This window comes from Paenarthrobacter sp. NPDC092416 (genome assembly GCF_044755025.1).
GTDB lineage: Bacteria > Actinomycetota > Actinomycetes > Actinomycetales > Micrococcaceae > Arthrobacter.
Genome location: NZ_JBIVQG010000002.1, coordinates 298,363 through 315,951, shown reverse-complemented (window position 1 = coordinate 315,951; position 17,589 = coordinate 298,363). Strand labels below are relative to the sequence as shown.

The 17,589-nt window shown below is 64.6% G+C and carries 15 protein-coding genes; 9 read left to right on the top strand and 6 right to left on the bottom strand.

Annotated features, from left to right (window positions below; genetic code table 11):
- Positions 1 to 4: 4 nt before the first annotated feature.
- Together ACIQC5_RS05630 and ACIQC5_RS05625 are read right to left on the bottom strand one after the other, a co-directional pair.
- Positions 5 to 676: a phosphonatase-like hydrolase gene (locus ACIQC5_RS05630; RefSeq protein WP_400279241.1), complete on the bottom strand. Its 672-nt coding sequence runs from the start codon at positions 674 to 676 to the stop codon at positions 5 to 7.
- Positions 673 to 1,440, bottom strand: coding sequence for a GntR family transcriptional regulator (locus tag ACIQC5_RS05625; protein WP_400279239.1), 768 nt, complete (start codon positions 1,438 to 1,440; stop codon positions 673 to 675). Before ACIQC5_RS05625 ends, ACIQC5_RS05630 begins: the two co-directional genes overlap by 4 nt.
- A 163-nt stretch (positions 1,441 to 1,603) precedes the next feature.
- Between ACIQC5_RS05625 and ACIQC5_RS05620 the strand changes: the two genes are divergently transcribed.
- From ACIQC5_RS05620 to ACIQC5_RS05600, 5 genes are all read left to right on the top strand, one after another.
- Complete coding sequence (locus ACIQC5_RS05620; protein WP_400279237.1) at positions 1,604 to 2,806, top strand: TIGR03364 family FAD-dependent oxidoreductase; 1,203 nt, start codon at positions 1,604 to 1,606, stop codon at positions 2,804 to 2,806.
- A 53-nt stretch (positions 2,807 to 2,859) separates the two neighbouring features.
- The gene (locus ACIQC5_RS05615) at positions 2,860 to 3,780 is read left to right on the top strand and encodes a phosphate/phosphite/phosphonate ABC transporter substrate-binding protein (RefSeq protein ID WP_400279234.1); all 921 of its coding nucleotides are present in this window, start codon (positions 2,860 to 2,862) and stop codon (positions 3,778 to 3,780) included.
- A complete protein-coding gene (locus ACIQC5_RS05610; protein ID WP_400279232.1) occupies positions 3,780 to 4,535 on the top strand; it encodes a phosphonate ABC transporter ATP-binding protein in 756 nt (251 codons plus the stop codon). The genes ACIQC5_RS05615 and ACIQC5_RS05610 overlap by 1 nt, the downstream gene beginning before the upstream one ends.
- On the top strand, positions 4,532 to 5,386 hold the full coding sequence (gene phnE, locus ACIQC5_RS05605) for a phosphonate ABC transporter, permease protein PhnE (protein WP_400279230.1): 855 nt from the start codon (positions 4,532 to 4,534) through the stop codon (positions 5,384 to 5,386). Before ACIQC5_RS05610 ends, phnE begins: the two co-directional genes overlap by 4 nt.
- Before the next feature lie 145 nt (positions 5,387 to 5,531).
- Positions 5,532 to 6,635, top strand: coding sequence for an FAD-dependent oxidoreductase (locus ACIQC5_RS05600; protein WP_400279228.1), 1,104 nt, complete (start codon positions 5,532 to 5,534; stop codon positions 6,633 to 6,635).
- Between the two features lie 64 nt (positions 6,636 to 6,699).
- Here the strand turns inward: ACIQC5_RS05600 and ACIQC5_RS05595 are convergent, their stop codons facing one another.
- Positions 6,700 to 8,919: an NADP-dependent isocitrate dehydrogenase gene (locus ACIQC5_RS05595; protein WP_400279226.1), complete on the bottom strand. Its 2,220-nt coding sequence runs from the start codon at positions 8,917 to 8,919 to the stop codon at positions 6,700 to 6,702.
- Between the two features lie 137 nt (positions 8,920 to 9,056).
- Here ACIQC5_RS05595 and ACIQC5_RS05590 point away from each other — a divergent pair, with 137 nt between their 5' ends.
- Positions 9,057 to 10,163: a trypsin-like serine peptidase gene (locus tag ACIQC5_RS05590; RefSeq protein WP_400279224.1), complete on the top strand. Its 1,107-nt coding sequence runs from the start codon at positions 9,057 to 9,059 to the stop codon at positions 10,161 to 10,163.
- 92 nt (positions 10,164 to 10,255) lie between these two features.
- On the opposite strand, the gene purH is transcribed toward ACIQC5_RS05590, so the two are convergent.
- Together purH and ACIQC5_RS05580 are read right to left on the bottom strand one after the other, a co-directional pair.
- Positions 10,256 to 11,926 (bottom strand): bifunctional phosphoribosylaminoimidazolecarboxamide formyltransferase/IMP cyclohydrolase, encoded by a 1,671-nt coding sequence (gene purH / locus ACIQC5_RS05585; protein ID WP_400279221.1) that lies wholly within the window; start codon positions 11,924 to 11,926, stop codon positions 10,256 to 10,258.
- A 422-nt stretch (positions 11,927 to 12,348) separates the two neighbouring features.
- Positions 12,349 to 13,278, bottom strand: coding sequence for an endonuclease domain-containing protein (locus ACIQC5_RS05580; protein ID WP_400279218.1), 930 nt, complete (start codon positions 13,276 to 13,278; stop codon positions 12,349 to 12,351).
- 236 nt (positions 13,279 to 13,514) lie between these two features.
- On the opposite strand from ACIQC5_RS05580, the gene ACIQC5_RS05575 reads away from it, so the two are divergent.
- From ACIQC5_RS05575 to ACIQC5_RS05565, 3 genes are all read left to right on the top strand, one after another.
- Positions 13,515 to 14,465, top strand: coding sequence for an N-acetylglucosamine kinase (locus tag ACIQC5_RS05575; protein ID WP_400279216.1), 951 nt, complete (start codon positions 13,515 to 13,517; stop codon positions 14,463 to 14,465).
- Positions 14,440 to 15,402 carry an N-acetylmuramic acid 6-phosphate etherase gene (murQ, locus tag ACIQC5_RS05570; protein WP_400279213.1) on the top strand — a complete coding sequence of 321 codons (963 nt, stop codon included), beginning with the start codon at positions 14,440 to 14,442 and terminating at the stop codon, positions 15,400 to 15,402. The genes ACIQC5_RS05575 and murQ overlap by 26 nt, the downstream gene beginning before the upstream one ends.
- Positions 15,403 to 15,475: 73 nt before the next feature.
- The gene (locus ACIQC5_RS05565; protein ID WP_400279211.1) at positions 15,476 to 16,828 is read left to right on the top strand and encodes an MFS transporter; all 1,353 of its coding nucleotides are present in this window, start codon (positions 15,476 to 15,478) and stop codon (positions 16,826 to 16,828) included.
- 70 nt (positions 16,829 to 16,898) lie between these two features.
- Here the strand turns inward: ACIQC5_RS05565 and ACIQC5_RS05560 are convergent, their stop codons facing one another.
- Positions 16,899 to 17,534: an endonuclease domain-containing protein gene (locus ACIQC5_RS05560; protein ID WP_400279208.1), complete on the bottom strand. Its 636-nt coding sequence runs from the start codon at positions 17,532 to 17,534 to the stop codon at positions 16,899 to 16,901.
- Positions 17,535 to 17,589: the final 55 nt, after the last annotated feature.

Genomic DNA, 17,589 nt, shown 5'->3' with positions numbered 1-17,589 from the left:
CCGGCTAGGAGAGCAGCGCCGGAATGTCCTTCACGCCGTCCAGGATGTGGTGGTGCGGGTGCGCGGCCAGGGCTTCGCGGTCCAGCTTGCCGGTCAGCACGCCCACCGCGGTGACGCCCGCGTTGTAGGCTGCGGCGAGGTCGTTCAGGGTATCGCCGGCGGCGATCACAGCCCGGACATCCTGCACCCCTGTCAGTTCCATGGCCCGGTGGATCATATGCGGTGCCGGGCGGCCGGCCGCCACTTCGTCAGAACACACGACGGCGTCAAGCAGGTTGTCGTCGGAAACGCTCCATCCCAGCCGCTCAAGCAGGGGCTGGGCGACGTCGCGTGAGAAGCCTGTGGTCAAAGCCACCTTGATGCCCTGGCGGCGGAGTTCGCGGAAAGCGTCTTCAACGCCCTCCAGCGCCACAGGTGGGTTGGCGTCGTAGAACCCGACCAACAGCTCCTTGAAACGGATGAAGGCAGCCGCGACGGTCTCCGGATCGGCAGTGCCGCCACCGGCTTCGATCAGCGCAGCAATGGCCTCAACCTTGTCCGCGCCCATCCATTCCTGGACGGCCTCGGGAGTGGTGGGGACGCCGGTTTCCTCAACGCAGCGGGCAAGGGCAACGTAGACGTCGCCGTGTTCGTCGATGGTGGTTCCGGCCATATCGCAGGCAACGAGCTTGATCATGGGGTGGCTCCTTCTGTGTGGATGCGAACCAGGGCGGCCCGGCGTTCCACGGTGTTGTCGATGGTGAAGTTCGTGAGCGCCGGCAGGTAGCGGTCCTCGGAATATTCCAAGGGCTGCCCATCGCCGGAGCGCGTGATACGGCGTTCCCGCAGGAGTGGAATGCCTTCGGGTTGCTCCAGCAGTTCAGCGTCCTCGTCATTGGCCGCGACGGCGTCGATCGTGTGGCGGGCGCTGTGAAGATCAACGCCTTGCTCCTTGAGGAAGGCAAAGATGGAGCCGGAGTCGGTGTCGAAGTCGAAGAGCTTCCGGCCCACCTCCAGGACGAACGTGGTGCGTTCGATCATGGCCGGCGACTCGTCCAGGTACCGGACGCGAAGGACTTCAACCACGGTGGTTCCGGGCACCAGGCCCAGAGCCTCAGCGGCTTCGGGACTTGCCTCACGGCGGGCCACTTCCAGGGTCCGTTGACCGGGCTTCTTACCGATCCCGGATGCCCACTCAGTGAACGAGTTGAACGTGGAGAACGACTGTGACGGCACGGACGCACGCACCATGGGCGGACGTCCACGCCCGCCGGTCACCGCTCCCTCGGCCCGCAGGAAAGCGAGCGCCTGCCGGATCGGCCCACGTGAGGTACCGAATTCGCGGCACAGCTCAGCCTCGCTGGGCAACTGGAAGCCCGGCGGCCAGTCACCGTCGGTGATCCGGCGCATGAATTCCTCGCTCAGCCTGACGTGGAGGGGTGCGTTCTGCTGTGTGCTCACAAGTTGATAATACAAGTCTGCTTGGTTCGAAACTCCGGTTTTGCGCGGTCATAGATGAACTTGGCGTGAACTCAAATGAACAGACGTTAAATTCAGATTAACTTGTATATACAAGTGGCGATCTGGCTTGCTTCCGTTCGAAACGGCCGCCAATGTCAATGGTGTGAACAACCCAAGCACCTCCCCCACGACTGCAGCCAGCACCCCCAGCCAGTCCACCGACGTCGTCATTGTCGGGGCCGGAATCGTTGGCCTGGCGCACGCCGCCCACGCAGTTGCCAACGGCCTGACCGTCACCATCATCGAACGCGACCACCACGCGGCCGGCGCTTCCGTGCGCAACTTCGGGCACTGCTGCATCACCGCCCAATCGGGCGAACTGTACGAGCTTGCCCAGACCTCGCGGAAGTACTGGCTTGAGTTCGCCGAACAGGCCGGCTTCTGGGCCGCCGAGGCCGGAGCCGTGGTCCTCGCCCGCACCGACGCGGAGATGGCTGTCCTCCGTGAGCTCTCCTCCGTGCGGGAACCCGGCCAGGTTGAACTGCTCTCCCCTTCCGGGACGCGGGAGCTGCTGGGTGCCGGTTCCAGCGCGCCTTCAGCAGAATCGCACGACGGCGGATGGCCGGGTCTGGTAGGTGGGGCCTTCCTTCGGGACGATCTTCGCGTTGACCCACGGACCACGGTCGCAACGTTGGCCGAATGGCTCAGCCAGCAGTCCGGCGTCGAACTTCACTGGAACACGGCGGCACTTGGCTTCAGCCAATCCCCGGACGGTGTCAGCGTCCAGACGTCGCGCGGCGAGCTACGGGCCAAGCAGGTTTTCGTGTGCGTCGGGCACGACGTTGACTACCTGTTCCCCGATCTTGCCGCGGAACACCAGATCCAGCGGTGCGCGCTGCAGATGTCGCTGGCTGCCAAGCCGGCCGGCGTCGAGTTCGCTCCCGCGGTCCTGACGGCAACGTCCATGCTCCGTTACCCGGCCTTCACGGACATGCCTGCTGCGGCGGCCCTCCGCGCCGAAGTCCAAGAGAACCAGCCGGAGCTGCTGGAGATCGGTGCCAACGTCATGTTCACGCAGCGCCCGGATGGCACCGTGATCCTGGGCGATTCCCACCATTACCACCTCACGGCCGACCCCTTCCTGGATGAGGCAGTGACCGAAACCCTCAACACCGAAATCGCGGCCAGGATTGGCGAGCCACTGGAGATCGTCCAGCGCTGGCAAGGCATTTACGCCTCCTCCGAGGTCGCCCCAATCCTGGTTCGCGACGTCCAACCCGGCGTCACGGTGGTGTCCGTGACCTCCGGTGTCGGCATGACGCTGTCCTTCGGCCTGGCACACCGCAATGTGTCGCGTTTGTCCTGATTTCCCGTTCTGCTCTGAAAACCCGCATCAGTCCCCTTCGCCTAAGGATTCCCATGAAAACCACGCTCTTCACCGGCTCGGCCCTTGCACTCGCCACCGCACTCGCGCTGACCGCTTGCGGCGGTTCCGCGCAATCGGCCGGCTCCACTGAAACGGCCTCCGCCACGTGCCCCAACGGTGAGATCAAGTTCGGCATCGAGCCTTACGAGGACCCGGCCAAACTGAAGCCCGCTTACGACGTCCTGGCCGCCGCCCTTTCCAAGAAGCTCGACTGCCCGGTCAACGTGCAGGTGGTAGAGGACTACGCCGCCGAGGTCCTGGCGATGCGCAACGGCAAGCTCGACCTGGGCCAGTTCGGTCCCCTGGGTTACGTGTTCGCGGACGCCAAGGCAGGCGCCGAACCGCTGGTTTCCTTCGGCACCGCCGAGAAGGAACTCAGCACGTACACCGCCGGAATCTGGGTCCCCAAGGACAGCTCCATCCAGGGCATCGGCGACCTCAAGGGCAAGTCCCTCGCCTTGGGCAGCGTTGGTTCGACGTCGGGCGATGTCCTGCCGCGCTTCGGCCTCAGGGAAGCCGGAATCGCCGACGCCGACCTCAAGATGGACTACACCGGCGGCCACCCTGAAGCCCTGCTCGCGCTGACCAACGGCAAAGTGGATGCGGCCGAGATCAACTCCCAGACGCTGGCCACGGCCATCGCGGCCGGCACGTTTGCGCCGGACAGCTTCCGCCAGGTGTGGACCTCCAACCCCATCCCGAACGATCCCATCACCGTGCGTGGCGACGCCGATCCCGCCTTCAAGCAGGCCATCAAGGAGGCGTTCCTGAGCCTGGATCCGGCTGATGTGGCCAAGGTAGGCGAGTTCCTCGACGTCACCCCTCCCGGCCCGCTGCTCGAGGTCACCAAGGACAACTACACGCCGCTGTTCGAACTCGCCGAGACCATGGGCCTCACCGAAAAGGACCTGTAATGCCTCTCTCCGTCCAAGGCTTGCGCAAGTCCTTCAGCGGCCGCACGGTCCTGGATGGCGTGGACTTCACCGTAGCCGCTGGCGAACTTGTCGCGTTCCTTGGCGCCAACGGCTCAGGCAAGTCCACCACCTTGCGCTGCGTCATGGGCATCACCGCCCCCGACGCGGGAACCATCAGCATCGCCGGGACTGTACTGGGGACACTGCAAGGGAAGGCTGAGCAGGAAGCCCGCCAGCGCATGGCCATGATCTTCCAGAAGATCCATTTGGTCCCCCGGCGGACGGCCTTGGATAACGTGTGCGCTGGCGCGCTGGCCCGTATTCCCACCGTTCGTTCGCTGAGCCCCATCTTGTTCCCGGCCGAGGTGCAGCAAGAGGCCTTGGATTGCCTGGACCGCGTAGGCCTGGCTGACCGTGCCTTCGATCGCGTCGGTCGGCTGTCCGGCGGACAACAGCAACGCGTGGCCGTAGCCCGGGCACTCTGCCAGCGGGCCGACGTCGTACTTGCCGACGAGCCCGTGTCCGCACTGGACCCGCACGCCGCCGAGCAGGTCATGGCTTTGCTCCGCGAACTCGCCCATTCCGAGGGGCTGGCCGTTGCCGCCGTCCTGCACCAACCGGACCTGGCCCTGCGGTACGCCGATCGGTCCATTGGGCTGCTTCACGGCTCCATGACCTTCGACCTCCCCTCGGCCGACGTCACGGCTGATCACCTCGACACGCTGTACGCCCCGGACAGGAAGCTCGTAGCATGACACCCCAAACCCTGACCCCGGCCGTCGCGCGCCGGGACTCTTCGAGCAAAACCCGCGTGGCACTGGTCCGCCCGAAGAAGCCGCTGCGCTGGATCACGACGGCGGTGGCCGTTGCCGCCGTCGTCGGACTTCACGCTGTGGCTATCGAAGGGACGGACTTCAAGCCGGAGCTGTTGGTGGACGGTTGGAAGGGCATGGCCGCGTTCGTTGCCGATGCCTTCCCGCCGGACCTCAGCTGGGAGAAGACCCTCAAGCCCGGGCTCGAAGCCACACTCGTGACACTGTGGATCGGCCTTCTGGGCACCACGCTTTCGGTGCCGTTCGCGCTGCTTCTGGCTGCGCTGGCCGCCGAGAACACCAGTCCGCACCGGCTCGTGTATCAGGCGGCGCGCTCTGTGTTGTCCTTCTTCCGTGCTGTGCCGGACATCGTGTTCGCGCTGATTTTCGTTACCGCGGTGGGGCTCGGTCCCTTTGCCGGCGTGCTGGCCCTGATCTGCCACAACACCGGTGTGATGGGCAAGCTGTGGGCCGAGTCCATGGAGGAGATCGACGCCGGACCGCAAGAAGCCCTCCGTACCGCGGGAGCCAACCGCATCCAGCAGGTAGCCAACGCGACCCTGCCCATGGTGGTCCCGCAGTTCGTTGGCCTGCTGCTCTACCGTTTCGACGTCAACGTCCGGTCTTCGCTGGTGCTTGGCCTGGTGGGTGCCGGCGGCATCGGACTCCTGATCAACCAGTCCATCAAGTCGTTCCAGTTCGACTCCATGCTCACGCACATCCTGATCGTCCTGGTGCTCATCATCGTGGTGGACCAGTTCTCCGCGTGGATCCGCAGGCGGCTGGCTGCGTAACGTGCCCGCCTCACCCAACTGAGTCGCAATTGAGCGCGTTTTGGGCGCTCAAAACGCGCACTGCTGCTACTCAGTTGGGTGAGTGGGGGCAGAATGGAAGGCGTGCCTCACACCGGGGGTGCCGGACAGTGTGGATGGAGCGGGAATGAACGTTGACGTGGTAGTTGTTGGCGGAGGAGCAATGGGGTCGGCGGCCGCGTGGCAACTGGCGCGGTCCGGTCGCTCGGTGGTCCTGTTGGAGCGCTTTGAGCCCGGTCACCACATCGGCGCTTCCCACGGTTCCACCCGCAACTTCAACACTGCCTACGCCGAGGCCGACTACCTGGACCTTCTCGCGGAATCCAAGACCCTGTGGGACGAGCTCGCAGCGGAATCCGGCGCGCCGCTCCTGGACCTCGTAGGGCTGGCGAACCACGGGAACGTCGCCCGATTGGAGCAAGTCCGGGAGGCCCATCAGGAACGTGGCATCGAGAGCTACTTCATCTCCGCTGCCGAGGCGGCCGATCGCTGGCAGGGCATGAACTTCAGCACCGACGTCCTCTTTGTGCCGGGGTCCGGCCGGGTTCGCGCGGCTGATGCACTGGTTGCCTTGCGCACATCCGCGGAGGCCCGCGGCGCTGTCTTCAAGTACTCGACGCCGGTGCGGGACATCCGCGTCAACGGCGCCGACTCGGTGGTAGTGGTGACGGACGAGACCGAATACATGGCCCGGCGCGTGGTGGTCACTGCCGGCGCGTGGACCACCAAGCTCATCGGCAAGCACGCCGACTTGCCAGCACTCGTGGTCACCCAGGAGCAGCCGGCCCACTTCACCCCGCTGGACAACTCGGTGGTCTGGCCGAGCTTCAACCACAGCCCGGACATGGACGATCCCGCCTACGAATACTGGTTCAGCCCCGTCTACGGCATGCTCACCCCCGGCGAGGGTGTCAAGGCCGGCTGGCACGGCGTCGGCCCCGTCATGGACCCCGACGAGCGCACGTTCGAGCCCATCCCCCAGCAGCTCGACGCCCTGGTGCGGTACGCGGAGGAGTGGCTTCCCGGCGTCGACCCTTCCACTGCGGTTCCCATCAGCTGCACCTACACCACCACGCCCACCGAGGACTTTGTGCTGGACCGCTTCGGTCCGCTTGTAGTGGGGGCCGGCTTCTCCGGTCATGGCTTCAAGTTCACGCCCGCGATCGGCCGGGTTCTGAAGGACATCGTCGACGGCGGGACCGCCCCTGATCGGTTCCTGGCCGCCCGCTGAGGCAGTTTTGTACACGTAAAAGGCCCTGCAGGTTCTCACCTGCAGGGCCTTTTAGTTGCCGTGACTAGCTCAGGGTCGCGAGGACCTTGTTGAACGTAGCGGACGGGCGCATGATCTCGGCAGCCTTGGCAGCGTCCGGACGGTAGTAGCCGCCCAGTTCGACGCCGGAACCCTGGACTGCGTTCAGCTCGCCGACGATGACGTCCTCGTTGGAGGTCAGGGCCTCGGCGATGGCAGCGAAAGCGGCTGCAAGCTCTGCATCGGAGGTCTGCTTGGCCAGTTCCTGTGCCCAGTACGTGGCCAGGTAGAAGTGGCTTCCGCGGTTGTCCAGCTCGCCAACGCTGCGGCGCGGGGACTTGTTTTCCAGCAGGAACGTGCCCGTGGCGCGGTCCAGCGTGTCAGCCAAAACCTGGGCGCGGGCGTTGCCCGTGGTGGTTGCCAGGTGTTCGAAGCTGACGGCCAGGGCGAGGAACTCACCGAGGCTGTCCCAGCGAAGGTGGTTTTCCTTCACGAGCTGCTGGACGTGCTTGGGAGCGGATCCACCGGCGCCGGTCTCGAAGAGCCCACCACCGTTGATCAGCGGAACGACGGACAGCATCTTGGCGCTGGTGCCGAGTTCCAAGATCGGGAAGAGGTCCGTGAGGTAGTCGCGGAGCACGTTACCGGTGACGGAGATGGTGTCTTCGCCCTTGCGGATGCGCTCCAGCGTGAACGCCGTGGCCTCAACCGGGGAGAGGATTTCGATCTGCAGGCCCTCGGTGTCGTGGTCCTTGAGGTACTCCTTGACCTTGGCGATCAGGTTGGCGTCGTGCGCGCGGGTCTCGTCCAGCCAGAACACGGCCGGGGTCTGGGAAGCGCGGGCGCGGGTGACGGCCAGCTTGACCCAGTCGCGGATCGGGACATCCTTGGTCTGGCATGCGCGCCAGATGTCACCCGGGGAGACCTGGTGTTCGATGAGCACCTTGCCGGAGCGGTCCACGAGCTGGATGGTGCCGGCCGCCTGGATTTCGAACGTCTTGTCGTGGCTGCCGTATTCCTCGGCTGCCTGCGCCATGAGGCCCACGTTGGGAACGGTGCCCATGGTGGTGGGGTCGAATGCGCCGTTGGCACGGCAATCGTCGATCACAGTCTGGTAGACACCTGCGTAGCAGCTGTCCGGGATGACCGCGAGGGTGTCTGCTTCCTTGCCGTCCGGGCCCCACATGTGGCCGGAGGAGCGGATCATTGCCGGCATGGAAGCGTCCACGATGATGTCGGACGGGACGTGAAGGCTGGTAATGCCCTTGTCGGAATCAACCATGGCCAGCGCCGGGCCTTCTTCGAGGCCCTTGGTGATGGCTGCCTTGACGCCTTCGCGGACGTCCTCCGGCAGGTCTTCCAGGCCGTTGAGGATAGCGGCGAGACCGTTGTTGGGGCTCACGCCGGCTGCAGCGAGCTGCTTGCCGTAGGTGTCGAAGAGCTCGGAGAAGTAAGCCTTGACCACGTGGCCGAAGATGATGGGGTCCGAGACCTTCATCATGGTGGCCTTCAGGTGTGCGGAGAAGAGCACGCCTTCTTCCTTGGCGCGGGCAACCTGTGCCTTGAGGAATTCGTCCAGGGCGTCGGCGCGCAGGACGGTGCCGTCCACAACTTCGCCGGCCAGAACCGGGAAGTCCTTCTTGAGGACCTTGACGGTTCCGTCTTCACGGACCAGCTGGATGCTGAGGGAATCGTCCTTTTCCAGCACAACGGACTTCTCGTTGGAGCGGAAGTCGTTCTCGCCCATGGTGGCAACGTTGGTCTTGGACTCGGAGGACCAGGCACCCATGGAGTGCGGGTTCTGGCGAGCGTAGTTCTTCACGGACAGCGGTGCGCGGCGGTCAGAGTTGCCTTCACGCAGCACCGGGTTCACAGCGGAACCCTTGATCTTGTCGTAGCGCGAGCGGATGTCCGTCTCGGTGTCCGAGGAGGGGTTGTCCGGGTAGTCCGGGAGGGCGAAGCCCTGGGCCTGGAGCTCGGCGATGGCAGCCTTGAGCTGCGGCACGGAGGCACTGATGTTGGGCAGCTTGATGATGTTGGCTTCCGGCTGCTTTGCCAGTTCACCAAGTTCAACCAGGGCGTTGCCTGTGCGCTGCTCTTCAGTCAGGAAATCGCCGAAAACGGCGATGATACGGCCTGCCAGCGAAATGTCGCGGGTCTCGACCTCCACACCTGCGGTCGAGGCATACGCTTCCACAATCGGCAGGAATGAGTAGGTAGCCAGCATCGGCGCTTCGTCTGTGTGGGTATAGATAATCTTGGCCATTGGCGGGGTTCTCCCTGAAAGTCTGCAGATTTCAACATCTCTAACTTACCCGAGCAGGCCCTCATGGCGTCCGTTCGTGTCCGGGATCACGTGTTCGATGACCGATGTCAAGAAATGAAAGGCCGATATCACAAAATGTGAAACAACTCTTTACAAACTTGTCATACGTTCGATACCTTCAATCTCGTCAGTCGGCGGTCGCCATCACTGGCCGCCTCACTCCCTCGATAGGTAGGAACAACGTGACAAAAACCAAGACCCTGGCCACAAGCCTGCTGAGTCTGTCCGCCGCCGCGATCATGGCCCTGGTTGGCACCACCAGCGCCAACGCGGCCCCCGTCAGCACCACCGACACCACTGGCTCCGTTGCCAGCAGCTACACGGCGTCGGACAGCGGCACGGCCAGTTACTGGACCCCGGAGCGCATGAAGACTGCGAAATCCGGCGACATCCTGGCGGACAAGGCACTGCAGCGCAGCAAGCTCCTGAATCTGGGCAAGTCATTGACGACTGAAGCACCAGGAGCGGTCAGCACCGTCGAAGGCCAGAAGGCCGCCGTCGACTCCAAGGCCATCAACCTGAAGGTCAACAAGAGCGAAACCCCCGTCAAACACATCGGAAAGGTGTTCTTCACCTTGGGCGGCTCCAACTACGTCTGCTCGGCAAACTCCGTGACCTCCACCAACAAGAGCACCGTCTCCACCGCCGGACACTGCCTCAACGAGGGACCCGGAGCCTTCGCCACCAACTTCGTGTTCGTCCCGGCATACCTCAACGGCTCCGCACCCTACGGGCAGTGGACGGCAAAGGCGCTGTACGCCCCCACACAGTGGTCCGGCAGCGGCAACATGCAGTACGACACCGGCTTCGCAGTCATGAACACGCTCAACGGCCAAAGGCTCGCAGACGTGGTGGGCGCTTCCGGTGTCCAGTTCAACGCCGCCCGCGGCCTGAGCTACAAGGCCTTCGGCTACCCGGCGGCTCCTCCGTTCAACGGTGAATCGCTCAAGAGCTGCTCCGGCACCGCAACAAACGATCCTTACAACCCGCAGTTCGCCAGCCAAGGCATCCCGTGCAACATGACCGGTGGTTCCTCGGGTGGCCCGTGGTTCATCGGCACCAGCTCCAGCGGCTACCAGAACTCCGTCAACAGCTACGGCTACGGCAGCAACTCCAGCACCATGTACGGCCCGTACTGGGGCTCCGTCATCCAGTCGACGTACACCACGGCGGCGGCTTCGTAACAGCCTTCTTAGCGCGACCCTGTTAAATAACGACGGCGGCCGTCCCCTTCCGGGGGCGGCCGCCGTTGCGTTGCGGGTTTTCCCGCTGACTTTTAGTGGAAGAAGTGGCGTGCGCCCGTGAAGTACATCGTGATGCCGGCAGCGTTGGCTGCGGCGATGACTTCGTCGTCCCGGACAGATCCGCCGGGCTGGACGACGGCGCGGACACCGGCGTCGATCAGGATCTGCAGGCCATCAGCGAACGGGAAGAACGCATCGGAGGCCGCAACGGCACCGCGGGCGCGCTCAGGTGCGCCGCTGCCGCTGGCGTTGGACGCACCGCCGGCACCATCGACGTCGGACTCCACCTGAACGCCCAGCGTGTTGGCGCGCTCGACGGCCAGCTTGCAGGAGTCGAGGCGGTTGACCTGGCCCATGCCGATGCCCACTGCTGCGCCGTTGTTGGCGACCAGGATGGCGTTGGACTTGGCGGCGCGGCAAGCGGTCCAGGCGAAGGCGAGGTCTGCGAGGGTCTTCTCATCTGCGGCTTCGCCGGCTGCGAGTGTCCAGTTGGCGGGGTTGTCGCCGTCGGCGTCCACCTTGTCGCTCATCTGGACCAGCACGCCACCGGAAACCTGGCGCATCTCGGAGGGGTAGCGGCCGTAGCCCTCGGGGAGCGCGAGCAGGCGGATGTTCTTCTTCTTGGAGAGGATCTCCACTGCTTCCGGCTCAAAGTCCGGGGCAATGACAACCTCAGTGAAGATGCCGGCAACGGTCTGGGCCATGCCCGCGGTGACCGTGCGGTTGGCCGCAATGACGCCACCGAACGCGGAAACGGGATCGCACGCGTGGGCCTTGGCGTGGGCGTCGGCGATCGGGTCTGCAGCGCCAGCGGATCCGACAGCCACACCGCACGGGTTGGCGTGCTTGATGATAGCGACCGCAGGTTCGGCGAAATCGAAGGCCGCGCGGAGGGCGGCGTCGGCGTCGACGAAGTTGTTGTAGCTCATGGCCTTGCCGTGCAGCTGGTCGGCCTGGGCGATACCGGCCGGGGCAGCCTTATCCACGTACAGTGCAGCCTGCTGGTGCGGGTTCTCGCCGTAGCGGAGGACCTCGGAACGCTCCAAGGACAGACCGGCGTAGGCAGGCCAGTCGATGACGCCGTCGCCGTCTTCGTCCAGGAACTGGCTGGCGGTCCAGGTGGCCACAGCGTTGTCGTAGCTGGCAGTGTGCGCGAACGCCTTGGCGGCCAGGCGGCGGCGGGTGTTGAGGTCGAAGCCGCCTTCTTGAGCGGCGGCAACTACTGCGCCGTAGAAGTTCGGGTCCGTAACAATAGCGACGGCGGCGTGGTTCTTCGCGGCCGAACGCACCATGGCGGGGCCTCCGATGTCGATCTGCTCAACCACGTCATCCTGCGCTGCGCCGGACTTCACGGTCTCGACGAACGGGTACAGGTTCACCACCACGAGGTCGAAGGTTTCGATCTCCATGCCGGCGAGGGTTTCCATGTGCGCCGGGACGCGACGGTCGGCCAGGATGCCGCCGTGCACGCGCGGGTGCAGCGTCTTGACGCGGCCGTCCAGCATTTCCGGGGAGCCGGTGACTTCTTCGACTTCCTTGACCGGGATGCCTGCGGCAGCGATCTTCTTGGCGGTGGAGCCGGTGGAAACGATTGCGACGCCGGCTGCGTGCAGGCCCTTCGCGAGCTCCTCCAGTCCCGTCTTGTCGTAAACCGAGATCAGTGCACGGCGGATGGGAACACGGTCAAGCTGCGTCAAGCTCACAAAAGTCTCCGTCTTAGTTCGCGTAGATATCGCGGGTGGTGTCGCGGGTGTGGGGATACGGAGAGTTTATCGTGTTTCGAGGTTGGTCCGGTTTTGAGTCCTCGTTGGGCCTGCGTTGCGAGGCCCGCTCTGCCCCCCCCCATTCCCCCGGTTTGCCGCGCACACCAGGCCCCACAAGTCCCCCTCCCCCGCGTTGCGAGGCCCGCTCTGCGCCCCAAACCCAGGACAAGCCACGCACACCAGGCCCCACAAGAACCCCCTCCCCCGCGTTGCGAGGCCCGCTCTGCGCCCCAAACCCAGGACAAGCCACGCACACCAGGCCCCACAAGTCCCCCCTCCCGCGTTGTGAGGCCCGCTCTGCACCCCATTCCCCCGGTTTGCAGCGCACACCAGGCCCCACAAGAACCCCCTTCCCCGCAAATTTACGACGACGGTCGTCGCCACCCGCGCGAAGTCAACGCATCTCGCAGCTTTCGTTCGGCATTGACCCACCCGCCCTTCATCTGGACGTCCGAGAACCTCAGCACGATCCACCCCTTGGCACGGAGCCGGTCGTCGCGTTCGATGTCCCTCCCCCATTGCACAGGATCAGAGCGATGGTGATCGCCCTCATACTCCATGGCAATTTTGTACTCCTTGTACTGGAGGTCGGGCGTGGACATGTACCTGCCGTGGTCATCGAATATTGGCTGGGTGACCGCTGGCTCCGGCAGACCGGCGTCGACAATTTTCACACGCAGCCGGGACTCCTGCGGGGAATCGACACCTGCGCGCAGCAACGGCAATATCTCCCTGGCCATCCTGATTCCTTTGACCTTGGGCCGCCGATCAATGACTTCCTGGATTGCATCAATCGACGACAATGGGTTGTCCCGTGCTAACAGCGCATCACCGGCAGCGACCAGTGAGCCCCGCCCCATTTGTCTGGCCAGATCCACCCAGGTCCATTCGGGCGACGTCAAGTGGACTCCGTTCAAAACACGGACGTCCCGGGCCAAAAGCGGAGCTCTATGGCCGATCACCCCACGGCGTTTAACCCTGCCGATCTCTTGCCGACGCGTCACATGGATCATTCCGCTGGCACCCTCGGCCTCGAGGTAAATGGGGAGCGGGATGGACCAAAGTAGCGCTGCCGTGACGTGGCTGACTGCGCAACGTGGCGTGACAGCCGTGTGTAAACGGCCGAGCAGTTCGAGGTCATGTTCGTTGGCCCTGGCGAGACGAATGCCACGGCTCGGCGTCACGAGTTCGCTCGTTTGGAGCCGCCATCGCGGCACACCGGAAGCATAGGCATCGGCAACGAGGAAGCCTTGGGGGTCGACATCCGTCGGCAATGGGGTGGGTTTCTTCATTGGACCATGCTTGCGGGAAACGATGGCTCGCATTCGGTTATCCACAGAAATCACCCTCTCAGGCGGCCATGACTATTCCTCCACACCCGTTGTGGGGCCTACTGTGCGCGGCAAACCACCAACCAAGCACGCAGAACAGGCCCCGCAACATGGAGCCCACCCGTTGTGGGGCCCACTCTGCGCGGCAAACCACCAACCAAGCACGCAGAACAGGCCCCGCAACATAGGGTTGTGCCATGGATGCAGCATTCGATGTCGTATTGGTTGCCGACGTAGGGAAGAGCCGTTGCCGCGTCGAATTGCGCAGCGGTACAGAGCTTCTGGGCGCCGCCGATCAGCACGGATTCGCCGGCGTACACGTGGACAACGGTCCAACGTTGGCTTTCGACTTGTTACTCGAGACCACGTCCATGCTTCCGCCCGGCCTGCCCATCAGCACGCTCACGGGCATCGGCGCAGCAGTGGCCGGAGTCGAAGCTTCGGCGGAAAAGTCGCGGGAGCTCGCCACCATGTTGGCCCAGCGATTCAGCGTCCCCGCCGCCGTCCTTTCCGACGCCACAGCCGCCCAGCTCGGCGCGCTGCAAGGAGCGCCCGGGACCACTCTGATCGTGGGCACAGGCGCCGTTGCCTTCCGCTTCGACGAAGCCGGCATCCTCCACCGAGCCGACGGCTGGGGCCCCTATCTTGGGGACCGCGGCAGCGGCCGCTGGATAGGCCAGAAGGGATTACAGGCGGTGCTGAACGCGCTCGACGGCGGTCCCGCTACGTCGCTGTCAGCCGCGGCCGGAGCTCTGGTCGAGTCGCCGGACATGTTGCCGGGCTGGCTCGCCGCAGCCGAGAACCCGTACCGCGCCATGGCCCGGTTCGCGCCGCTGGTGCTGCACGCAGCGGAGGCGGGTGACGGCGTCGCGCAGGGCATTGTGGACGACGCGTGCCGCATCCTGACGCACACCGTAAAGCTCGCATCCGGCGGCGATACGGGCAGCACGCCACGCGTGGCGCTCCTCGGCGGGGTGGTCAGCTCCGAGTTCTTCGGCGGCCTCTTGCGGAACGCCCTCGCTTCGGCTGGGATTGAGGTGGTAGCGGCTCTCGGCGACGGCTTGGACGGCGCTGCCCTCGCAGCGACGCGCCGCGGGCTCCTCCAGGAAAGGTACATCCACCGTGACGGAACAAACTGGCCCGACTAGCCCCTCAGACTCAGCCGATCGGCTCGCGGACTTGCGCACGGAACTCGCTGGGCTGCAGACCGAGGCCGCTGCTGAAGGTCTTGGCGAGTTGGACACCCTGGGCACGGAGGAACTGGTTGCGGCCATGGTGGCCTTCAGCGCTGGAGTGCCAGCCGCCGTCGAGGCTGCGAGCGCGGCGATCGTGGCAACGGTCGACGCCGTTGCGGAGCGGCTCCGGCGCGGTGGCCGCCTTTTGTACGTGGGAGCCGGAACGGCCGGGCGCCTTGGTGTGCTCGACGCAAGCGAGTGCCCGCCGACGTTCGGCACCCCGCCGGGACTCGTCGTCGGACTCATCGCTGGTGGTACCCAAGCAATCCAGAAGCCTGTGGAGTACGCCGAGGACAACGCAACCGCAGGAGCGCGCGACCTGCACGACATCAACGTGACGGAAGCGGACGCCGTCGTCGGTATTACAGCGTCCGGCAGGACACCGTACGTGATCGGTGCGCTGGAGGAGGCCCGCAAGAAGGGGGCGTTCACAGCGTCGCTGGCCTGCAACAAGGGCTCGGCTGTGAGTCATTTGGCGGATGTCGCGATTGAGGTTGTGGTGGGTCCGGAGTTCATCGCAGGCTCCACGCGACTGAATTCGGGAACGGCGCAGAAACTTGTCCTCAACATGATCAGCACGCTGGTTATGGTGAAGCTCGGAAAGACCTACGGGAACCTGATGGTGGACCTGCGCGCCACAAATGAGAAGCTGCTGGCACGCTCGCAGCGGACCGTTCAGCATGCAACGGGTGTGGACGCGCACCAGGCTGCGGTGGCGCTCGACTCGGTGAACGGATCCGTGAAGGCAGCCATTCTGGTGCTGCTCACCGGGATCGAGCCAGGCAAAGCGAAGAGTGCGCTGGAGGAAGCCGGCGGATTCCTGAGGAAGGCGATCGAGAACGCAAAGTAAGGTTCCACCGCCCAGCGGGTAGACCGACCAACGGTGTCCGGCCCAGCGCATAAAGTGGCATGCAGGAGGGCAAATGAATACATACACAGCCGTGCCCAGCGGCGAACAAGTTGTGCAGGAACTGCCGTGGCGGTGGAAGGTCCAAGGCAGGATTTTCCTGATCGGCGGGCTCGGGTTCATGTTCGACGCCTGGGATGTCACGCTCAACGGCATCCTGATTCCGCTGCTGTCCAGGCATTGGTCGCTCCAGCCTGCCGACGCCGCCTGGATCGGCACCGCCAACCTGATCGGCATGGCCGTTGGCGCGTTCGCGTGGGGCACCATCGCGGACACGATCGGGCGCAAGAAGGCGTTCACCGCTACCCTCCTGATTTTCAGCATTTTCACGGTCCTCGGCGCGCTGGCCCCGGACATCGTGTGGTTCTGCATCTTCCGCTTCATGGCGGGCTTCGGCCTGGGCGGCTGCATCCCCGTGGACTATGCACTCGTGGGCGAGTTCACGCCACGCAAGCAGCGCGGCAAGGTCCTCACCGCCATGGATGGTTGGTGGCCTATCGGCGCGGCGCTGTGTGGCTTTGTCTCCGCCGGCTTGGTCGCAGCCTTCGCTGATTGGCGGCTCACAATGCTGGTGATGGTGCTGCCCGCATTGCTGGTTTTCTGGGTCCGGCGGAGTGTTCCCGAGTCCCCGCTGTTCCTTATCCGCAAAGGCCGCCGCGCTGAGGCGGCGGCCGTCATTGACGGTTTGGTCGAGGCCACGGGCGCTGAGCCCCGGGCCTACAGTCTGCCCGAGCCGCAGGCCGCTCCTCGGCTCTCCGCCGGAAGCGCGTGGGAGCAGTTGCGCCGCGTGTGGACTTTCGATTGGAAAATCACGACGGCGGCCTGGGCGTTGTTTTTCAGCATCCTGCTGGTTTACTACCTGTCCCTGACATGGATGCCCCGGATCCTCATTGGTGCCGGGTTCGAGGAGTACAAGGCGTTCGTCACGACGGCGAGCATGGCCGCCGTCGGGCTTCTGGGCGTGGTGGTCGCCGCGCTGCTGGTGGAGCGTGTGGGCCGCAAATGGGTCCTGGCAGTCACCGGTCCCCTGTCCGCGCTGACGCTGGTGATCGTGGCGTTCGTGGTGGACGTTCCGTCGGCGGCGGTGTTCTGGCTGCTGGTCTTCGGATTCGTGGTCCAGGTGGCGATTCCGGTGCTCTACGCGTACGTGTCGGAGCTGTATCCCACGGAACTTCGCGGCTCGGGCTTTGGTTGGGCGTCCACGTTCTCGCGGATCGGAGCGGGCTTCGGGCCCCTCGTGTTCGCCTCGTTCTTCTGGCCCGAGTTCGGCCTCGCGCAGTCGTTCGCCATGGCAGGCGGCCTGGTGCTCCTGTCCGTGCTGTGGATGGCCTTCTTCGCCCCCGAAACGAAGCAGCGCATCCTCGAGTAATCGCCCCTCCGTACCCAACTGAGTCGCAGTAGTGCGCGTTTTGAGCCCTCAAACCGCGCACTACTGATACTTACTTGGGGGACCAACCGCGTTGCTCGAGCGCCCGCCTCACCTTGGCCACCGCAGTCGTGGCACCGGTGGACATGTGGCGCTTTGAGATCCGGACAAGAATCCATCCGGCACGGCTGAAGTCTTCCTCACGGGCAATGTCCCTGACGATCTGCTCGGCATCCGAATGCCCCGAACCTTCGTACTCCACCGCCACGCGCCACTCCCGGTACGCCAGATCCGGTTGACGCACGACGCCGGGACGCAGCTCCGTGGGTACGTTGACTTCCGCGGTGGGCAGCCCAGCCCGCGAAAGTGCCAGCCTAAGTCGCGTTTCGGGGGCAGAGTCGGCACCTACGCAGGCTTGTTCCAAAGCCAAACGCGCCTTGCGGATTCCCGGTGTTCCCCAATGGCGATCGAGCATTTCTTCAAGGTCGTCCATAGTGCAATAAGGCGCTTGGCGACCATCAAACTCAGGCCTCGGTATGCGCAGTAGATGGTCAGCCACCACAGTGATCTCATCGATGTCCATCTTGCGTGAGCAGTCCAACCATGTGCGAGCGCGGCTGGTGATGAACATGCCGTCCAGCGTGGTGATTTCGTCCTCGAAGAACTGGCCTCGGTGCCCAATCACGCCACGCCGGCGAGGGATAGCCATAGTGTGGGGCCGCGAAATGTGAATGGCGGGCTCATGGCTTCCGGGGAGAAACCCT

Coding starts and splice junctions, on each gene's coding strand:
- ACIQC5_RS05600 (WP_400279228.1), top strand. CDS start 5,532: ATGAACGTTGACGTGGTAGTTGTTGGCGGAGGAGCAATGGGGTCGGCG.
- ACIQC5_RS05615 (WP_400279234.1), top strand. CDS start 2,860: ATGAAAACCACGCTCTTCACCGGCTCGGCCCTTGCACTCGCCACCGCA.
- phnE (WP_400279230.1), top strand. CDS start 4,532: ATGACACCCCAAACCCTGACCCCGGCCGTCGCGCGCCGGGACTCTTCG.
- ACIQC5_RS05580 (WP_400279218.1), bottom strand. CDS start 13,278: ATGAAGAAACCCACCCCATTGCCGACGGATGTCGACCCCCAAGGCTTC.
- ACIQC5_RS05610 (WP_400279232.1), top strand. CDS start 3,780: ATGCCTCTCTCCGTCCAAGGCTTGCGCAAGTCCTTCAGCGGCCGCACG.
- ACIQC5_RS05630 (WP_400279241.1), bottom strand. CDS start 676: ATGATCAAGCTCGTTGCCTGCGATATGGCCGGAACCACCATCGACGAA.
- ACIQC5_RS05565 (WP_400279211.1), top strand. CDS start 15,476: ATGAATACATACACAGCCGTGCCCAGCGGCGAACAAGTTGTGCAGGAA.
- ACIQC5_RS05575 (WP_400279216.1), top strand. CDS start 13,515: ATGGATGCAGCATTCGATGTCGTATTGGTTGCCGACGTAGGGAAGAGC.
- ACIQC5_RS05560 (WP_400279208.1), bottom strand. CDS start 17,534: ATGGCTATCCCTCGCCGGCGTGGCGTGATTGGGCACCGAGGCCAGTTC.
- ACIQC5_RS05595 (WP_400279226.1), bottom strand. CDS start 8,919: ATGGCCAAGATTATCTATACCCACACAGACGAAGCGCCGATGCTGGCT.